Origin of the sequence: Vibrio sp. Hal054 (assembly GCF_037162405.1) — a bacterium.
GTDB classification, from domain to species: Bacteria; Pseudomonadota; Gammaproteobacteria; order Enterobacterales; family Vibrionaceae; genus Vibrio; species Vibrio diazotrophicus.
In genome coordinates this window covers 1262519-1277984 of record NZ_JARLUT010000002.1, presented here as the reverse complement: position 1 = coordinate 1277984, position 15466 = coordinate 1262519, and the positions used below count along the sequence as shown (strand labels likewise).

At 43.0% G+C, this 15466-nt stretch carries 10 protein-coding genes; 3 read left to right on the top strand and 7 right to left on the bottom strand.

The genetic code is table 11. The features are described 5' to 3' along the window. Positions 1-9: 9 nt before the first annotated feature. Positions 10-1374: a cytochrome ubiquinol oxidase subunit I gene (locus P4S58_RS21740; protein WP_337165715.1), complete on the bottom strand. Its 1365-nt coding sequence runs from the start codon at positions 1372-1374 to the stop codon at positions 10-12. 154 nt (positions 1375-1528) lie between these two features. Here P4S58_RS21740 and P4S58_RS21735 point away from each other — a divergent pair, with 154 nt between their 5' ends. Together P4S58_RS21735 and P4S58_RS21730 are read left to right on the top strand one after the other, a co-directional pair. Next, complete coding sequence (locus tag P4S58_RS21735; RefSeq protein WP_337165714.1) at positions 1529-2938, top strand: aminotransferase-like domain-containing protein; 1410 nt, start codon at positions 1529-1531, stop codon at positions 2936-2938. Positions 2939-3170: 232 nt separating this feature from the next. Beyond that, complete coding sequence (locus P4S58_RS21730) at positions 3171-5060, top strand: methyl-accepting chemotaxis protein (protein ID WP_337165713.1); 1890 nt, start codon at positions 3171-3173, stop codon at positions 5058-5060. Between the two features lie 119 nt (positions 5061-5179). Here P4S58_RS21730 and P4S58_RS21725 read toward each other — a convergent pair whose 3' ends face one another. From P4S58_RS21725 to P4S58_RS21715, 3 genes are all read right to left on the bottom strand, one after another. After that, positions 5180-5689 (bottom strand): family 16 glycosylhydrolase, encoded by a 510-nt coding sequence (locus P4S58_RS21725; RefSeq protein WP_443089033.1) that lies wholly within the window; start codon positions 5687-5689, stop codon positions 5180-5182. Continuing rightward, positions 5593-5982: a hypothetical protein gene (locus tag P4S58_RS21720; protein ID WP_337165712.1), complete on the bottom strand. Its 390-nt coding sequence runs from the start codon at positions 5980-5982 to the stop codon at positions 5593-5595. The genes P4S58_RS21725 and P4S58_RS21720 overlap by 97 nt, the downstream gene beginning before the upstream one ends. 96 nt (positions 5983-6078) lie before the next feature. After that, positions 6079-7308: a putative glycoside hydrolase gene (locus tag P4S58_RS21715; protein ID WP_337165710.1), complete on the bottom strand. Its 1230-nt coding sequence runs from the start codon at positions 7306-7308 to the stop codon at positions 6079-6081. Between the two features lie 790 nt (positions 7309-8098). Here P4S58_RS21715 and P4S58_RS21710 point away from each other — a divergent pair. After that, on the top strand, positions 8099-9100 hold the full coding sequence (locus P4S58_RS21710) for a substrate-binding domain-containing protein (protein WP_337165709.1): 1002 nt from the start codon (positions 8099-8101) through the stop codon (positions 9098-9100). 99 nt (positions 9101-9199) lie between these two features. Here the strand turns inward: P4S58_RS21710 and P4S58_RS21705 are convergent, their stop codons facing one another. From P4S58_RS21705 to P4S58_RS21695, 3 genes are all read right to left on the bottom strand, one after another. After that, positions 9200-10210 (bottom strand): LacI family DNA-binding transcriptional regulator, encoded by a 1011-nt coding sequence (locus P4S58_RS21705; RefSeq protein ID WP_337165708.1) that lies wholly within the window; start codon positions 10208-10210, stop codon positions 9200-9202. A 344-nt stretch (positions 10211-10554) separates the two neighbouring features. Then, complete coding sequence (locus P4S58_RS21700) at positions 10555-11562, bottom strand: glycosyl hydrolase family 8 (RefSeq protein WP_337165706.1); 1008 nt, start codon at positions 11560-11562, stop codon at positions 10555-10557. Between the two features lie 72 nt (positions 11563-11634). Continuing rightward, a complete protein-coding gene (locus tag P4S58_RS21695; protein ID WP_337165705.1) occupies positions 11635-15450 on the bottom strand; it encodes a cellulose biosynthesis protein BcsC in 3816 nt (1271 codons plus the stop codon). Between the last annotated feature and the right edge of the window lie 16 nt (positions 15451-15466).

The following is a 15466-nucleotide window of genomic DNA, read 5'->3' as shown; positions in this document are numbered from 1 at the left end:
CTTGTGACGTTAAATACGGCCAGAAATAGTGTTCATTTCGTGCGCTTCATGACCGACGGCATCAGGGCCTTGCTTGATTTGTCTGATCATGTAGTAGTAACCGAAACCAAACACCGAGCTGTAAACCACAAAGAAACAAATTAAGCTGATGCTCATTTGCAGATCTCCATGTGCAGAGACGGCATCACGAGTTCGCTGTAATCCGTATACCACCCAAGGCTGACGTCCCACTTCTGTGGTGAACCATCCGGCAAGAATGGCAATAAGTCCGGTAGGTCCCATTAATATTGAAAATTTAAGGTACCAACTTTGGGTATACAGTGAATTTTTACGACGTAGCCATAGACCATAGAAACCCTGAAGAATCATAAGCATGCCAAGGGCTACCATAATTCTGAACGACCAGAAAACCACCAGAGAATTGGGGCGTTCATCTTTGGGGAAATCTTTCAGTGCAGGAATCGGCTCTGTCAGACTATGGCGAAGAATCAAGCTGCCCAAGACTGGGATCTCTAATGCGTAATCTGTTCTCTCTTCTTCCATATTTGGCAAGCCAAACAGAATTAATGGTGTCGGTTCACCATCTTCGTTTGACCAATGCCCTTCAATCGCTGCGATTTTAGCGGGTTGATACTCTAAGGTATTTAAACCGTGCGCATCGCCGACAACCGCTTGAATAGGAGCAACAATCAACAGCATCCACAGCGCCATGGAGAACATTTTTTTCACTGCAGAACTGCGATTACCTTTCAGTAAGTGCCAAGCTGCTGATGAACCAACGAACAAAGCCGTGCTCAGAAATGCCGCGATTCCCATATGCACAAGTCGGTAAGGGAATGAAGGGTTGAATATGACCGCAAACCAATCGACAGGGACAATGCGTCCGTCCACGATTTCATAGCCTTGAGGTGTTTGCATCCAACTATTTGAAGCAAGGATCCAGAACGTAGATATGATTGTCCCCAACGCCACCATGGATGTTGCAAAGAAGTGCAGTTTTTCTCCAACACGATTCCAACCAAAAAGCATCACGCCAAGAAAGCCTGCTTCAAGGAAGAAAGCGGTTAAAACTTCATAAGTCAACAACGGCCCAGTGATGCTTCCAGCGAAGTCAGAGAAGCCACTCCAGTTAGTCCCAAACTGGTATGCCATTACCAAGCCAGACACAACACCCATACCAAAGTTGACTGCAAAAATTTTGGACCAAAAATGGTAAAGCGTTTTGTAATCAGGATTGCGAGTTTTGAGCCATAATCCTTCAAGCACAGCCAGATAGGTGGCTAAACCTATAGTGATGGCGGGGAAAATAATGTGGAAGGATACAGTAAAGGCAAACTGTATCCTTGCCAGCATAAAGGCGTCGAGACCAAACATAAACTTCCTTTGAGCTTAATAAGTATTTATGGAAGTGATAATAAAGGCTCAAGCCAAGAGGCAGTAGATACAAAAAACAACGACTATTGTATAACAGATTTATTTAATAAGTGTTATTGTTTAGCCGTTGTTAATCGTTCAATCGGGGGCTAATTTGGCTAAGTATCAGAATTTAGTAGTTCAACTCAAACGACAGATTCAGTCTGGGATCTGGAACCCCGGCGATAAACTGCCTTCACTAAGAAAACAGTCTGAGCACTCAGGAATGAGTTTAATGACCGTTTTACACGCATACCAACTGTTGGAGTCACAAGGCTGGATTACGTCTCAAGCTCGCTCTGGGTATAAAGTCGCGCCTCGTTTTAAAAAGCAACAACAGGTTCAGGTGGCAGTCTCCAGAACTGAGAATGTCGATGTGAACGAGTTTATATTCGAGATTCTTCAGGCCGGAAAAAACCCATTGATGGTTAATTTCGGTTTTGCTTACCCTAGTCCAGATTTATATCCACGCTATCACATCAATCGGGCGCTAGCGGCGGCGGCTCGCAACATGCCTATTTCGAGTGCATTCAACAACCTCCCACCCGGTAATGAGCAATTGCGCTCAATCATTGCCAAGCGCTACACCACGAGGGGAATTGAAATATCACCGGATGAAATCGTCATTACGGCTGGTGCATTGGAAGCCTTAAACTTGAGTTTACAGGCCTGTACCAAACCGGGCGATTGCGTAGTGGTAGAGTCGCCGACATTTTATGGCGCCTTACAATCATTACAACGTCTTGGCCTAAAAGCACTTTCCGTGCGCACAGACCCCACAACTGGTATTGATATCGATTCGTTGGAACGAGCCTTACAAACTCATGATGTTAAAGCGTGCTGGCTGATGTCCAATCATCAGAATCCGCTCGGTTTTACATTGTCAGATGCAAAGAAAAAGCAAATTGTAGAGCTGTTGCAACGCTACAACGTCGCGTTAATTGAAGATGATGTGTACAGCGAATTATATGAAGGAAATGAGCCTGTTAGCTCAATGAAAATGTATGACCAATCTGGAAACATTATGTTGTGTTCTTCGTTTTCAAAATCTCTGGTAGCTGGTCTGCGTATTGGCTGGGTTGTTGCAGGAAAAAGATCTTTCGACATTCAGAAATTACAACTCATGAGTACCTTAGCAACCAGTGCCCCAATACAAATGGCTCTGGTTCACTATTTAACCAGTCGTAATTATGAATCGCATCTCAAGCAACTACGTAAAAAACTCTATGAACGTAAAAGCAAAATGGCGGATTTTCTTAGCACACTACTACCTAAGAGTGTGACAGTATTAAACCAAAAAGGCGGATATTTTCTCTGGTTAGAACTGCCTAAAAATATTGATGCCATGGAGATATATCAAGACATGTTAAAAGCAAATGTCAGCATAGCTCCTGGTAAAATGTTTGATGTAACAGAGCAGTACAATCATTGTATTCGACTAAATGCATCGTTTGAACTTGACCAGCAAAGAGCAGAGGCATTGACAACGTTATCTAACAGTATCATTCGTCATATGAACGATTAGCTTGCCATCTCTCTATGTTCAAACCCTTTCGAGGAACCATAAAATCATATGCTATTCGTCACATTGTTAGTCGAACGGTACCGAGTCAGGGCGCACAAAAACGCATAAAAACCACAACAAGAACAACTAATATTTAGACACACTCAACATATATCTTTCACGCAGTTGTTATAGTGTAAACAATCATTAGAACAAATGATTATTAGACAAAGCATTGGAAGGGATGAAACCTATGAGTCTGACGTTAAAAACAAAGGTTTTGGTATCAACACTGATTGCTATAGCCATTACTGCTATCGCTTTGGTTATCGTGAGTTATCAATCCAGCAAAGAAGAAAGTTGGAAAAACATTTACAGTGAAAGTCACAACACACTAAAGGCATACAGCAGTGGCATTGGTGTTTGGTTTCATGACAAACAACTCGCTGTTGAAGGAATGAAAAAAGAAATTGAAGCTAACCCAGACGTAGATTTGGTTCCTCATCTGCGACAATTGATGACTTCCGGTGGATTTGGCCTCAGCTATTACGGCAACGAGCAAGGCGAAATGTTCAGGCAAGATCCTTCGCTCAATAAAGCGGGTTACGATCCTCGAGTTAGAGGTTGGTACAAATTGGCCATGCAGGAGAAAAAACCTGTTACCACAGACCCATACGTCAGCGTCACAATGAAAGCTTTAGTGGTAACACTCGCCTCCCCTGTTACTGTGAATGGCAAAATTATTGGTGTAGTGGGTTCTAACTTAGCACTAGACAAGCTAGCGGAGGATGTTTTATCTATTTCGGTTCCAGGAAATGGCTATGCTTTCTTAGTGAACTCGAAAGGAAACATTGTTGCACACAACAACGCTGATCTGGTTTTAAAACCGATTGCAGATATTCACCCTGAACTGACATGGCAACAACTAAAGAGCTCTTCAGATAACCGCTCGCAATTCGAAATTCAATTAGACGACCGCGCAAAAGTCATTGCCAGCAAGGCAATAGAGAATACCGATTGGATGTTGGTTATGGTTTTAGACAAGAAAACCCTAGAAGAACCCATTCTTGCTACCTTGCTCAATCAGCTAATGATTGCCGCAGGTATTCTTATTGTTCTAGGTATAGTGGCTTCTACGGTTGTGTCCAAACAGCTTCAAGGACTCTCTCATATCACTTTAGCGCTAACTGACATCGCAGAAGGTAACGGCGACCTCACTCAAAGACTTGAAGTGAAGAGCAATGATGAAGTCGGAACCTTAGCAGAGAAATTTAACCAGTTTGTCGGTAGCTTGCATACCATCATGCTGAATGTTCGCGATATCACCTTATCCATCAACCAAAATGCTGATCTATCTGCAAAATCTGCATCAACTCGTAGTTCACGAGTCAGTATGCAGCAAGACGAAATCACTATGGTTGCAACGGCAGTAACAGAGATGGCTGCGGCAACCGCTGAAATTGCCAATAACGCAGAGAATACCGCGAAAAGCGCCAATGAGTCGGTAACACTTGGACAAGCGGGTTATGAGCAAATGCAAAAAAGCATTGATTCAATTAACCAGTTGGCGTCAGAGCTCAACAGTTCCACCAAAATCATTGGTGAACTAGAAAATCACACTCAAGAAATCTCAACGATTCTCTCCACCATCCGCTCCATCGCAGAACAAACTAACCTGCTTGCTCTTAATGCGGCGATAGAAGCTGCACGAGCTGGAGAACATGGACGAGGCTTTGCTGTGGTTGCTGATGAAGTACGCGTCTTGTCGCAAAGAACGCATCAGTCAACAGAAGAAATCCAATCAAAAATTGAAGGATTACAGAAAGTGACAGGCGAAGCGGTATCCGCAATGACTCATAGCCACTCGTTAGTGACAACCAGCGTTGATGATGTTCAGCATATGGGTGATCAGCTCCAACAAATTAGCCAAGCAATAAGCATAATCAGCGATATGGCGACACAAATCGCTTCTGCCGCAGAAGAGCAATCGCTCGTTACCTCTGAAATCAACACAAACACAGAGTCTGTTCGTGAGCTCAGTAACGGACTAGCACAAGACGCAGCAGAAGGTGAAAACGAAGCCCATACGCTTCGTGACTTGGTTGTTCAGCTAGAAAAACAAATAGGACGCTTTAAGATCTAACCCCGAAAGCCAAAGCGCACAATAGGATATTGGTTTCTTTTGTGCGCTTTATTCATGACTAGAATCGTTCCAACAGTGAATAAATTTGAGAGCTCCCTTTGCTCATCAGAAAAGGGATTTCACTCAGTCAAACGTAATATCAATTTACCGTCTTCAACAGAAACGTTAGATGACCTAAAAGTCGAAGCATTTTGTTCAAAAGTCCAGTTCGCCGTTCCCCAGCGGTTTGTATCTAGAAAATTACTATCAAAATCATCACGCCACGACAACGCGAAGTTCTGAGTCGATTGGTCATATTGATGATATTCAATCCAGTCGACCTCTTGCTGTAGTGGTAGGCTGTTTAAGTTAAATTCTCCAGCCCAAGCGACCGACTTAGAAACCCAAATATTCATTCTATAAGTCTGAGGGGTATTGATGAGGTCCCTAACTTGCTGAGAATTAGCGGCGAGTTCCTGATGAATTTGAACGCCATCCACTAGCCAGGTCACCTCATTTGGCGTCCAAATTAAGGTGTACTCATGAAAGCTTTCTATATCATTAATTTTAAAGGTATTTTCAGATTGAATTTGCGAATCAGAAGTACCTGTAATAATGTTGGTTTGTAAAAAGTCTTTCGACTTTCCGATAGATTCAATATCGATTTCGCGCCAAGGTATACCACCAGCCCAAGAATCATTATCGTATAGAAAAAAGAAGAAATCACCCCAGGTTTCGAGACCATTTTCATCCGAATAATAAACTTTCCGTATAGTACTTTATCACTGTCGAACCCATAGACCTCAGCACCGAATACAGAGCGCGCGGGTGTATTTACTGAGGTTTTAGCATCAGTAGCAAAGTTTCCACCATCGCCACTATTACATGCAGTGACAATAAAAGATATACAGGCAGCCACGAGGAACTTCAATAAAACATTCATAGATATTCCGAAATAAGAATAGAAAGATAACGATTTAAATTTGAACAAATAAATACTGAATAATAGGAGCCAATTAAATATTGGCTCCCTCTTAGATTACAACTGAACACAGTCAGATGCGCCTGATATATTCCTTGAGTTTATTAATGCTACGTTAGTAAATGAAAAGTCTAGTCCTACCATTTTGTCCCACTCACCAGATAAATAGGCCGCTTTTGAAGTAGAACTTAAATAACTGCCATCTAATGCTAGGCTACTTACAGGCAGATTACAGCGATACCAACTACTGTTTGCAGGTATAAGACCGTTATTTATTAAATACTTTGTGTCATTGCTAGTGCCTGGGTCGACATCTTCTAGCTTTATTTCTAGATTAGGTGAAGTACCATAGTTATCAATTTTAATATCAATAGTTAAAAAACCAGCCGCATAGAAACTCGAAAGATTCAGTTCATCTCCACTGGCCGCTTGGAAAAATACACCCCCATTAGCCGGCAACGAAAAATGCACGACTCCTCCACTTTCTGTTCGAGTTCCCCCAAAATCTGCGAGAGGATATTTACTGCTGATATCCGTCGCTAAAGAATCATCACCTGTGTAGTAGATACTAAGGTCACCAGCGACTAGTGGCGCTGGGTCGTTGACACTTTTTTTGCACGAAGTTGCATCAACAACTGGAGTGAATTCTGATTTTTCTTTGTAAGCAATATCGGTAATTTCATAGCTGTAAGCTTTGCTTGATTCCATAAAGAACGGTGTCGCAACACTATCTAATGAAAAGTCACTCATACCGGAGCCAGGCTTCATACATTTGATAGGTATCGAGATACCTTCCCAATCATTAGTAAAGTTGACATACCCATTCAGTGAGAACACCTTACGATTAGGCCAACCATTATCAATAGCAACGGTTAGATCATCAGGAACGGCACTTTTAGAACGAATGTTAAATTCCAAGTAACCAGACTCAAAACTAGAAAAGTCTTCTTTTTGCTCTCCTGCCTGCAACATCAGCGAACCCGATGCAACGCCTTTAATCTCAACATCTATCGTATCGTTAGTGCCATTATTATTAATCAGACCTGCATTGATATCCGATGAACTTACGTATGCATCGGTAACAACCGTGCTGGCATAACCGTCAGTTGCAGATAAAATCAATGCCTTATAGGCACTATCCACAGCCTTAACGCCAAATAAGTTAAACACTTTTCCGGTCGAATCTGACGAACTAGTACCTGAGGACGTGTTCTGTTCTTCACCACACCCAGCGAGTAAAAATGGAAGTATTGCTATAGCAATCAGTTTTTTATTTAGGTTACTCATCTTCACGCTCATATTGTTATCAAATGAAACAATGAGTAATCAATACTTTTGATAAGCATTGTAATTACTCGTTAATTTTTATTTATAAAATTTATTAATTAAAAATACGGTCGATGACTATTTATGGATTAATAAAAAACACTTCCACAATAAAAACTCTTAACCACGAATAGGTAAAAGAACTTCCTTTTGTGAAAACTCATAGAGATATACTTGCATTACTAATAAAAGCTAGAAATGCAATTACTTAAACTAGCCAATCCATGCCTAACCAATAAATCCAAATATCAAAGTATCGACATTACTTCGAATATTTAACCCATTAATCTTTCATATAAAATGAAAATACAGAAGTGGGTTTAATACTCCCTGCCCGATAGAAATCTCGTTGTCTCTATTCTTGATCTTTGGCTGATTTGTTGATAGAGACAAAACTCACACAGGCCATCTAACACGTGCAACAAATCTGAATCTTAAGCAGAATTAAACCAATAAGTCATTGTTATAAAAATACATTAAATCTTCTTACTCAAGAAAAACCTCGTCTTGAACGTAAGAGAACTTCAGTATTAAACATCGAATTAGTGATCAAGCTCTATTTTAAAACTGATGCTTTTTGTAAATATCAGTTTTAAAACCATCCAATATTTAAATTTTCTCTGGCGTAAGTGAACTATGCAATTCGTTAAATTTGAGTTTTTATTTTTTTGAAATCATAATTACCCTTCCTTATTTAGGGAAAACAAAAAACGACATACTCATCATGGCTATTTTGACTAAGTGAACATTAATGAAGAAACCAACAATATATGACATTGCTCAACTAGCAGGAGTTTCAGTGAGTACAGTTTCTCGCTATAGCAATCGCAAAAAATATATTTGTAAAGACAAGGTACGAGCCATCGAACAAGCTATGTTCGAGCTCAACTTTAAACCTAAAAACACAAAATTAAGCACTGAAAAAATTAGGAGTATGAAAATAGGCGTCGTTATCCCAACATTCGATAACTCGTATTTTTCGTGCATCTTAAACGGCATGAATCACTGGGCACAAAATAGCGCTTATAGTTTGAGAGTTGAAAGCTCCAACTTTTCTAAAGTCCGCGAGCAAAAAATAATTAAACAGATGATGGACATCGGCGTTGACGCTTTGGTTCTCATCGTCAACTTATCTTCAGAACAGGAGATCAAACAGCAGGTTGGAGATGTACCAGTCCTCGTTGTTGCTGGTAATAATTTAGGTTCTCTCCCAAGTTTAAAATTCGACAATATTATTGCGGGTAGCATTGCCACCAACCATTTGATTCAACTCGGGCATACAAAAATTGTTCATGCTCATGGTCGTTTGGATGAGGGGCCTGATGCTGGTGACCGCTTAAAAGGTTACAAGAAAAGCTTACTTGAGGCAGGATTAAACATAGACGAGAATCTCATCATTAACGGTGGTTATTACTTCGAATACTCCTATAAAGCGATAAATGATCTGATAGATAAAGGGATCGAGTTCACTGCGGTTTTTGCTGCAAATGACCTAAGTGCATATGGTGTTATTCAGGCTTTGAAAGAACATAAATTGGATGTACCAAACGATGTGTCTGTGATTGGGTTCGATGACTTATATACCTCCGCGATATCTATTCCATCACTTACAACCATTAAACAGCCTTTATATGAGATGGGAGAACTAGCGATGCAATATATTGTTGATTTGACCAGTATGAATGCTTCTACTCCTCACGTTCCTCCTGTTGAACTCATAAAAAGGGAGAGTACAGGACCAGTTAAGAGCTAAGATTCACCACAACAATCCCACATGTCTTCCATCGAGTGATGCGAAATAACGGCACCATCAAAAGTAAGACCTCACTTACCCGTGAGTTAACAACAAACTTCACACCCAAGGGTGAGGCGGAGCTTTAGATGTGCTGTCTCTGGTGACGAGTTTTAATTCCAACGGCCCAAAATCAATATAACGACCAGCAATCAGGTCTAACATCGATGTAATGGCCGATTTTCCCATATCGTGTAAAGGCTGACTTACCGTTGTGAGCTTGGGATAGAATGTTGAGGAGATTGGACAATCATCAAACCCTATTACTGATACTTGTTCCGGAACTTTAATCCCGTTTCTGAGCAGTGTTTGAATTGCACCTAAAGCACTAAGGTCATTAGCAGCAAATACTGCCGTAAATGGCACTTTTCGATTAATTAAGCTTTGTATGGCTTGAGAAGAGAGAGACGCTCTATACCCTCCATTCAAAATCAGATTGTCATCAACATCGATATCCGCTGACTTCAAACTCGCTTTATAACCTTCCATCCGTCCTAGCGAGTCTCTGTTACCAATCTCGTTGCTATAAAGGTGTACTATTTTTTGATGTCCAAGATGAATAAGGTAATCAGTCGCCATTTTTCCGCCCGAGACGTTATCCACCTTCAGACAAGGATAACTGCTATCCTCTGCACCAGCTAAAATCAAAACAGGTAGATCGCCGACTAAGCTACGAACCTCTTCTTCCATTAAGCTGCTCACCATCATGATAAGGCCATCTACACCTTGGCTAAGTACTTTTTGGATGACTCGCTTTTCCTGTTCCTTTTGCCAATGAGTCGTCTCTATCAAAAGCCGATATGCGCTGTTCTGTATTGCTGAATCCATACCCGCTAGAACCATACTGATGAAAGAACTATCGAAAGTGGGAATCACTAATCCAATCAATTTTTCTTTATGCTTTTGAACGTTCTTAGAAGCTTTTGAGACAAAGCCTAAACTCTCAATGGCTTCTTCAATAGCAATAATTTTATCTTCAGCAAGATAAGCACTTCTGTTGAAATATCTCGACACTGTACTTACTGAGACGTTAGCAAGTTTCGCGACATCGGTTGCTGTTGGCTTTTTCATAGCAGAGATTTACACCGTAAATTTTTAGATGGCCGGATTCACTATAGGCTACTTAGATTAGTGAAATGTAAAACAAAACAATAGTAACTTTGTTCAAGTTTTATACTTTTGGCGTCGGCGTATCACATATCTCAGAAAAGAAGCAACGACTTAAACCTGCAGAATTGTTGAAGACCCACAAACATATCTCGACTACATCACTCGTCTCGGTCTGATGCCCCAAATGACAGCGATACCAGCTAACATTAGCAATCACTGCCACTAACAATCGTTTGATTCTAGTTTACGAGTTCTTAAACATAGAGCTCGAAACCAGTTTTGGGTGTAGAGACATTAATCCAAACTCAAAAACCGTCGTTGGCTAGTGCCGCCAGCAATTTCAAGCTCGCTGAATAGTAGTCATCACTCGCTCGTACCTTGGTTGCGTCGCTGCTGAGTTGATTCATAGTGTAATCTCGCACCGCCAACAGTCCGCCTCGCATTGGATAATTTGCTACTTCATGGTTGGCCATATTTTCCCATGCTGGCGTTTTCAAACGTGAGTAACCAGAAAACCAAGATTGCCAACGGCCTAACAGTGGGTTATCCGCACGATCCCACTTCATATAAAGAGGAACGCGAATCGCATCATAGCTGACTCGCGCTGGCCATTTTGTCGCTGGAGCTGTCTTTCCGTCCACATAAAGCGTTATCCAGTCTGTCGGTATGCGGTGTTGTCCCCAATCAATGTCGGTCATCAACTGCTTAGAATCTTCAATCAAGGTCCACAAGTTAGCTAGATAGCTACGTTCGGCGAAGTCGCGCCAAGCGGGGAAGATGAAATAGGAAGGGTTTAAAGTTATCGAGTCTTGCGCGGTAAAACCGCTGCGCCCAGGAAGCATAACTTTACGACCTGCAAAGTCTATAACTGTATGATTGAGCACCGCGCGAACAATGCGATCCGACTCAGTTAAATAAGGTTTATGGTTCCAGCGTTGTCCAGCTTTTAGTAGCGCCCATGCGATCAACACATCGCCATCGGAGGCGTTGTTTTTATCTTCGATAGGGTCAGCAATCACTGGGTTATAACGCCAGTAAAACAGGCCGGATTTTTGATCTTTAAGATGGGAATGAGTCCATCTCCAAATCTTGTCAAACGATGTTTTGTCATTCGCTCCAACGGCAAACAACATAGAAAAGCCCTGACCTTCGGTATGACTGATATTGCGATTACCACTGTCCAAAATTCGGCCGTCAGGCGCCATAAAGCGTTGTTTAAACGTGGTCCAGTCAAGTGAAGATGCACTGGCAGAGCTAATACCACAAAGTATCAACAGCCAAACTTTGAGCATCTGTTTGTAGAGCTTGAACATCAATTCATTCATCCCTTTGATACAAAATAAGCAGAGCACTGTGGAAGATACTCTGCTTATCATCATGCTAGATTAATAGTCTTGGAAAGACTGACGTAATGAGAGCTGCGCTTTTGACTCGTTGTAATCACCGAATGTGTCATAAGCGACTTTAGCTTCTAGCGTTAAATCACGCTTAATTTTGTAGCCCAGTCTCGCTTGGAAACTGTACCCAATACCATCAGTACTTTCGCCGCTGTATCGCGCCTCTTTTACCCAACCTGAACGAACGTAGGACTCCAGAGTTGATTGCATCGCAGATTGTCCGGGGAAGTAGTTGGCCTCATCCTGACTATAAGACTGGTAACCCAATGCGCCGCCAATACCCAAACTCACCTTCGAAAACTCCTGCGTATATTCCACAGGGAAAGAGACGCTGACATAGTTCTGCGGGCTAAAGTAACCACCATGCCCAAAACTGTAGTAGCTGAGGTTTTCTTCGAAATTCTGATAACTGATGTGTGAGCCGATCTGCAGCTCTCTGTCATCCGCTTTAAGAGGACGCAAGTACATGCCTGCTTCTACTTTTACTGCATCGTTATCTTCGACATTGCGACCAGCATAGCGCCACACGCCACCGCCAGCATAGTAACCTACATCACCATCATCGTAATTCAATTGAATATTGATGCCGTTTTGCGTCACTTGCCCCCAGTATTGACCTGAGAAACTGTCTTTCATGCCTACATACGAAAGCATGCTGTCTTTTACTGCTCTGCGTTCTAGAGAGAAGGACAGTTTAGTGTAATCACCTAACGGGGCAATCGCTTTTGCACCGCCGACTAATGTGCTCAACTCTGTCCCAAGCGGTGTGGTGCCGATATCTAACTGGTAATACTGATCTCGCAATGACATCGCCAGTTCAACGCCACTTTGACGTTGTCCACCTTGAGAATCAACATCAGGCAATGTGTCTCCATTTAACGAAGAAACACCTTCTGTTTCAGCTACCTGCCCCTGAATTAATGCCCCTGTACCAAAGCGACGGTTTGCATCACCAGAAGAGGTACCTGCATCCAGAGTTACCGGCGCAACGTTTATCGCAAATCGAGCATCACCAAAAGGTACTGTCGACCATTCCATAGGAGCGCGAGCTTCAGTCAGTCGACTCAGACCGTTTTCTCCGTCACGTCCGCGAATTTCAATGCCACCTTGAACCCAGCTTGATGTGCGATCAGATATTTGCATCATTAAACGGTTCACATCCGCTAGAGTCTGCTGCTCTGCAGTTGGCTGAGGGAGATCCGCACGTTGATTAATATACGCCCCGTTAGCCGATGTTTGCGCGCTCACCTGCCAAGGCATAGTCGTACCATATACAGATGGAGCGACATTAGAATTTGCAGCACTTTGTGAAGTAGCAAATGGGTTATCTGCCATCACCAACCCGCCAACCATAGGCGAAGTGCTCTCGTGAGTAGACTGCAAACCCAGTAACTGTGCTCGAGCTTGACGCAAATTAGCCATTGCCTGAGCGTGCTTGCCTTGCGCTTCGTCAATACGTGCAATTAACAGCAGACGCGATGGAGATTTCACCTGCTGCAACTGTTCTGACAATTCGCGCGCTTTGCTCGCTTCACCTTTTACCAAAGCGATATTAATTGCGCCAACCAGTGCATCTTGTTCCGGTGTGTCTTGCTGATTGTCCAACAAATATTGATAGACCACTTCTGCTTGATCATTCAGCTTACCGCTTTGATACAAACGTCCCATGGCTAACATCAGATCCTTGCTTGTTGGGTCAGTTTGCAGCGCGGCAGTCAGCATGTCATAAGCTGGTGCATATTGGCCTTGCTCACGTAATGTGTCCGCTTGGTTAATCACATACACATTGCGAGCTCGTGCAAGTTGCAACGGAGTACTGTTGGCAATAATTTGTGGATGATTCAGCAGATCTTGTGCTTGCTGTTTCAGCCCCGCTTGATATAGCACAGACACTTGGTCTGCATAGTCGCCCGCGTTACCTTCAATACCTCGTGCTTGGCTCGCATCAACCACATCAATGGCAAGATCAACATCTCTTGTTTTCATCAGTAGTTGAGCAAGTTTACCAGCCCAAATAGGCTTTTCGATGGCTTGCGGCTGCATCGCTTTTAGCGATTGTCGAGCTTGAGCAATTTGCCCGTGGGCAATATGAGAGCTCGCCAACTCCAAATCGAGATAGAACTTTGACTCTTTGTACAAAGCGTTGGCTTGGGCGTTACGCTCGGATTCTGGAATACGAGATAGCAAAAGATTGGTCTGCTTCCACTTTTCCTGACCAGAATAATAAAGCCCTGCCACATACAAATCTTCGCCACTCGCTTGCTCACTTTCTAACGAGGCAATAACTCCTTGTGCTGCAACTGCATCACCTTGTTGTAAATAAAGACGAGCCAACTCCAATCGAAGCCAAGGATTGTTCGGTAAACGCTGAAGGCCGTTATCCAAAATCACAATCGCGGTTTCGATGTTGCCCGCATCCACCGCCATTTTGGCCAGATCACGAATATTGCTATAACTGTCTGCTTTGCGGATGCGGCTCTGGACTTGCTGCGGGAGAGAACTCAGCAAGTTCTTCGCTTTATCAGTCTGGTTCTGCTCAGCATAAACATAGTACAGAGCTTCTTTCGCAGCCTGATTGTTCGGTTCTTCATCCAAAACCTTAAGCAGCAGTGCTTCAGCTTGCGCGTAGTCGCCGTTATGACGTAACACATCCGCTCGGAACAGTTTTGCTCCGCGTCCTGCTTCACCTTTGCGCTTGGCCAACGGTGCGCTTAATTCTAACGCTTGTGCAGTGTTGCCCGCTTGATAGGCAGATTTTGCCTGTTCTAACTGAGCAAGAAATTGTGCTTCGTCGGCTTGTTCACGTCTCTTGCTTGCCTGATTTCCGCCCTGAGCAGCTGAACGTTTAAGGTAATCTGCAGCTTTTGAGTACTCGCCTTTGTTCAGTGCCACATAGCCGATGCCGGCCAAAGCGTCTGCATCGTTCGGCGATTTTGCCAACGCACGTTGAAATTCAACTTCCGCTTGCTCCAGATTGCCTTGATTCAGCTCGTTGTAACCACTGCGTTTGATGTCTCCACCGATGGCCGCTTTGTAATGATCTAAAACCGCTTTATCCTGTGGATGTGCTAACGCCCAACGTTGGTAATAACGCTCATCCGATTCTTTTGGTTCTAACCACAATAGTGCCTGACGTAAAGAGTCAGATGCCGATTTACTCTGCTGCGCATAAGGTTCCAGCTGCTTAAGTCCCTGACGGCGAGTTGGTTTGCGATAAGTTAACACCTGACCATAAGCAATACCCACTGCACTGTTGTTCGGGTTCTGCTTAGTGAGTTTGCCCAGCTCAGAAACCGCTTTGTTGTACAGGTCTTTATCGCCAGACATGGTCAGATAATATTCCGGTGCCAGTTCAATCGGTGGCTCGCTGCCTTTAAACAGTTCATCCCAAGTCGCAATCGAACCTTTGATATCACCAGACTGAGCCTGACGACGCGCTTGTTCAATTCCACTTTGTGGTAATTGCCCTAGAGCTTGCGAACGCGTTAACTGCTGAAGCTGTGGTGCATTTGGGTGCGCTTTTTCTAGTCGGCTTTTCCACTGAGCACTCTCAGTAATATCACCACGCTCTTGCGCCCAAAGCGACATCAGATACAGAGCATCTGGCTGATTTGGGTCAACCATCAGAACTTTCTGTATCGACTCTTGTGCCAGTGTCGGATTGGATTTTTCGTGCCAATACTTAGCCTGATCAAGCAGGGAAGCTAGCGCTGGATCATTAGCCCAAGCAGGCGTAACCATCGCAACTTGCAGCGCTTCAACCAAAAATAATGTGGAGAAAAGTTTTAACGTATTCTTTTTCATAATGATGAATCCAGAG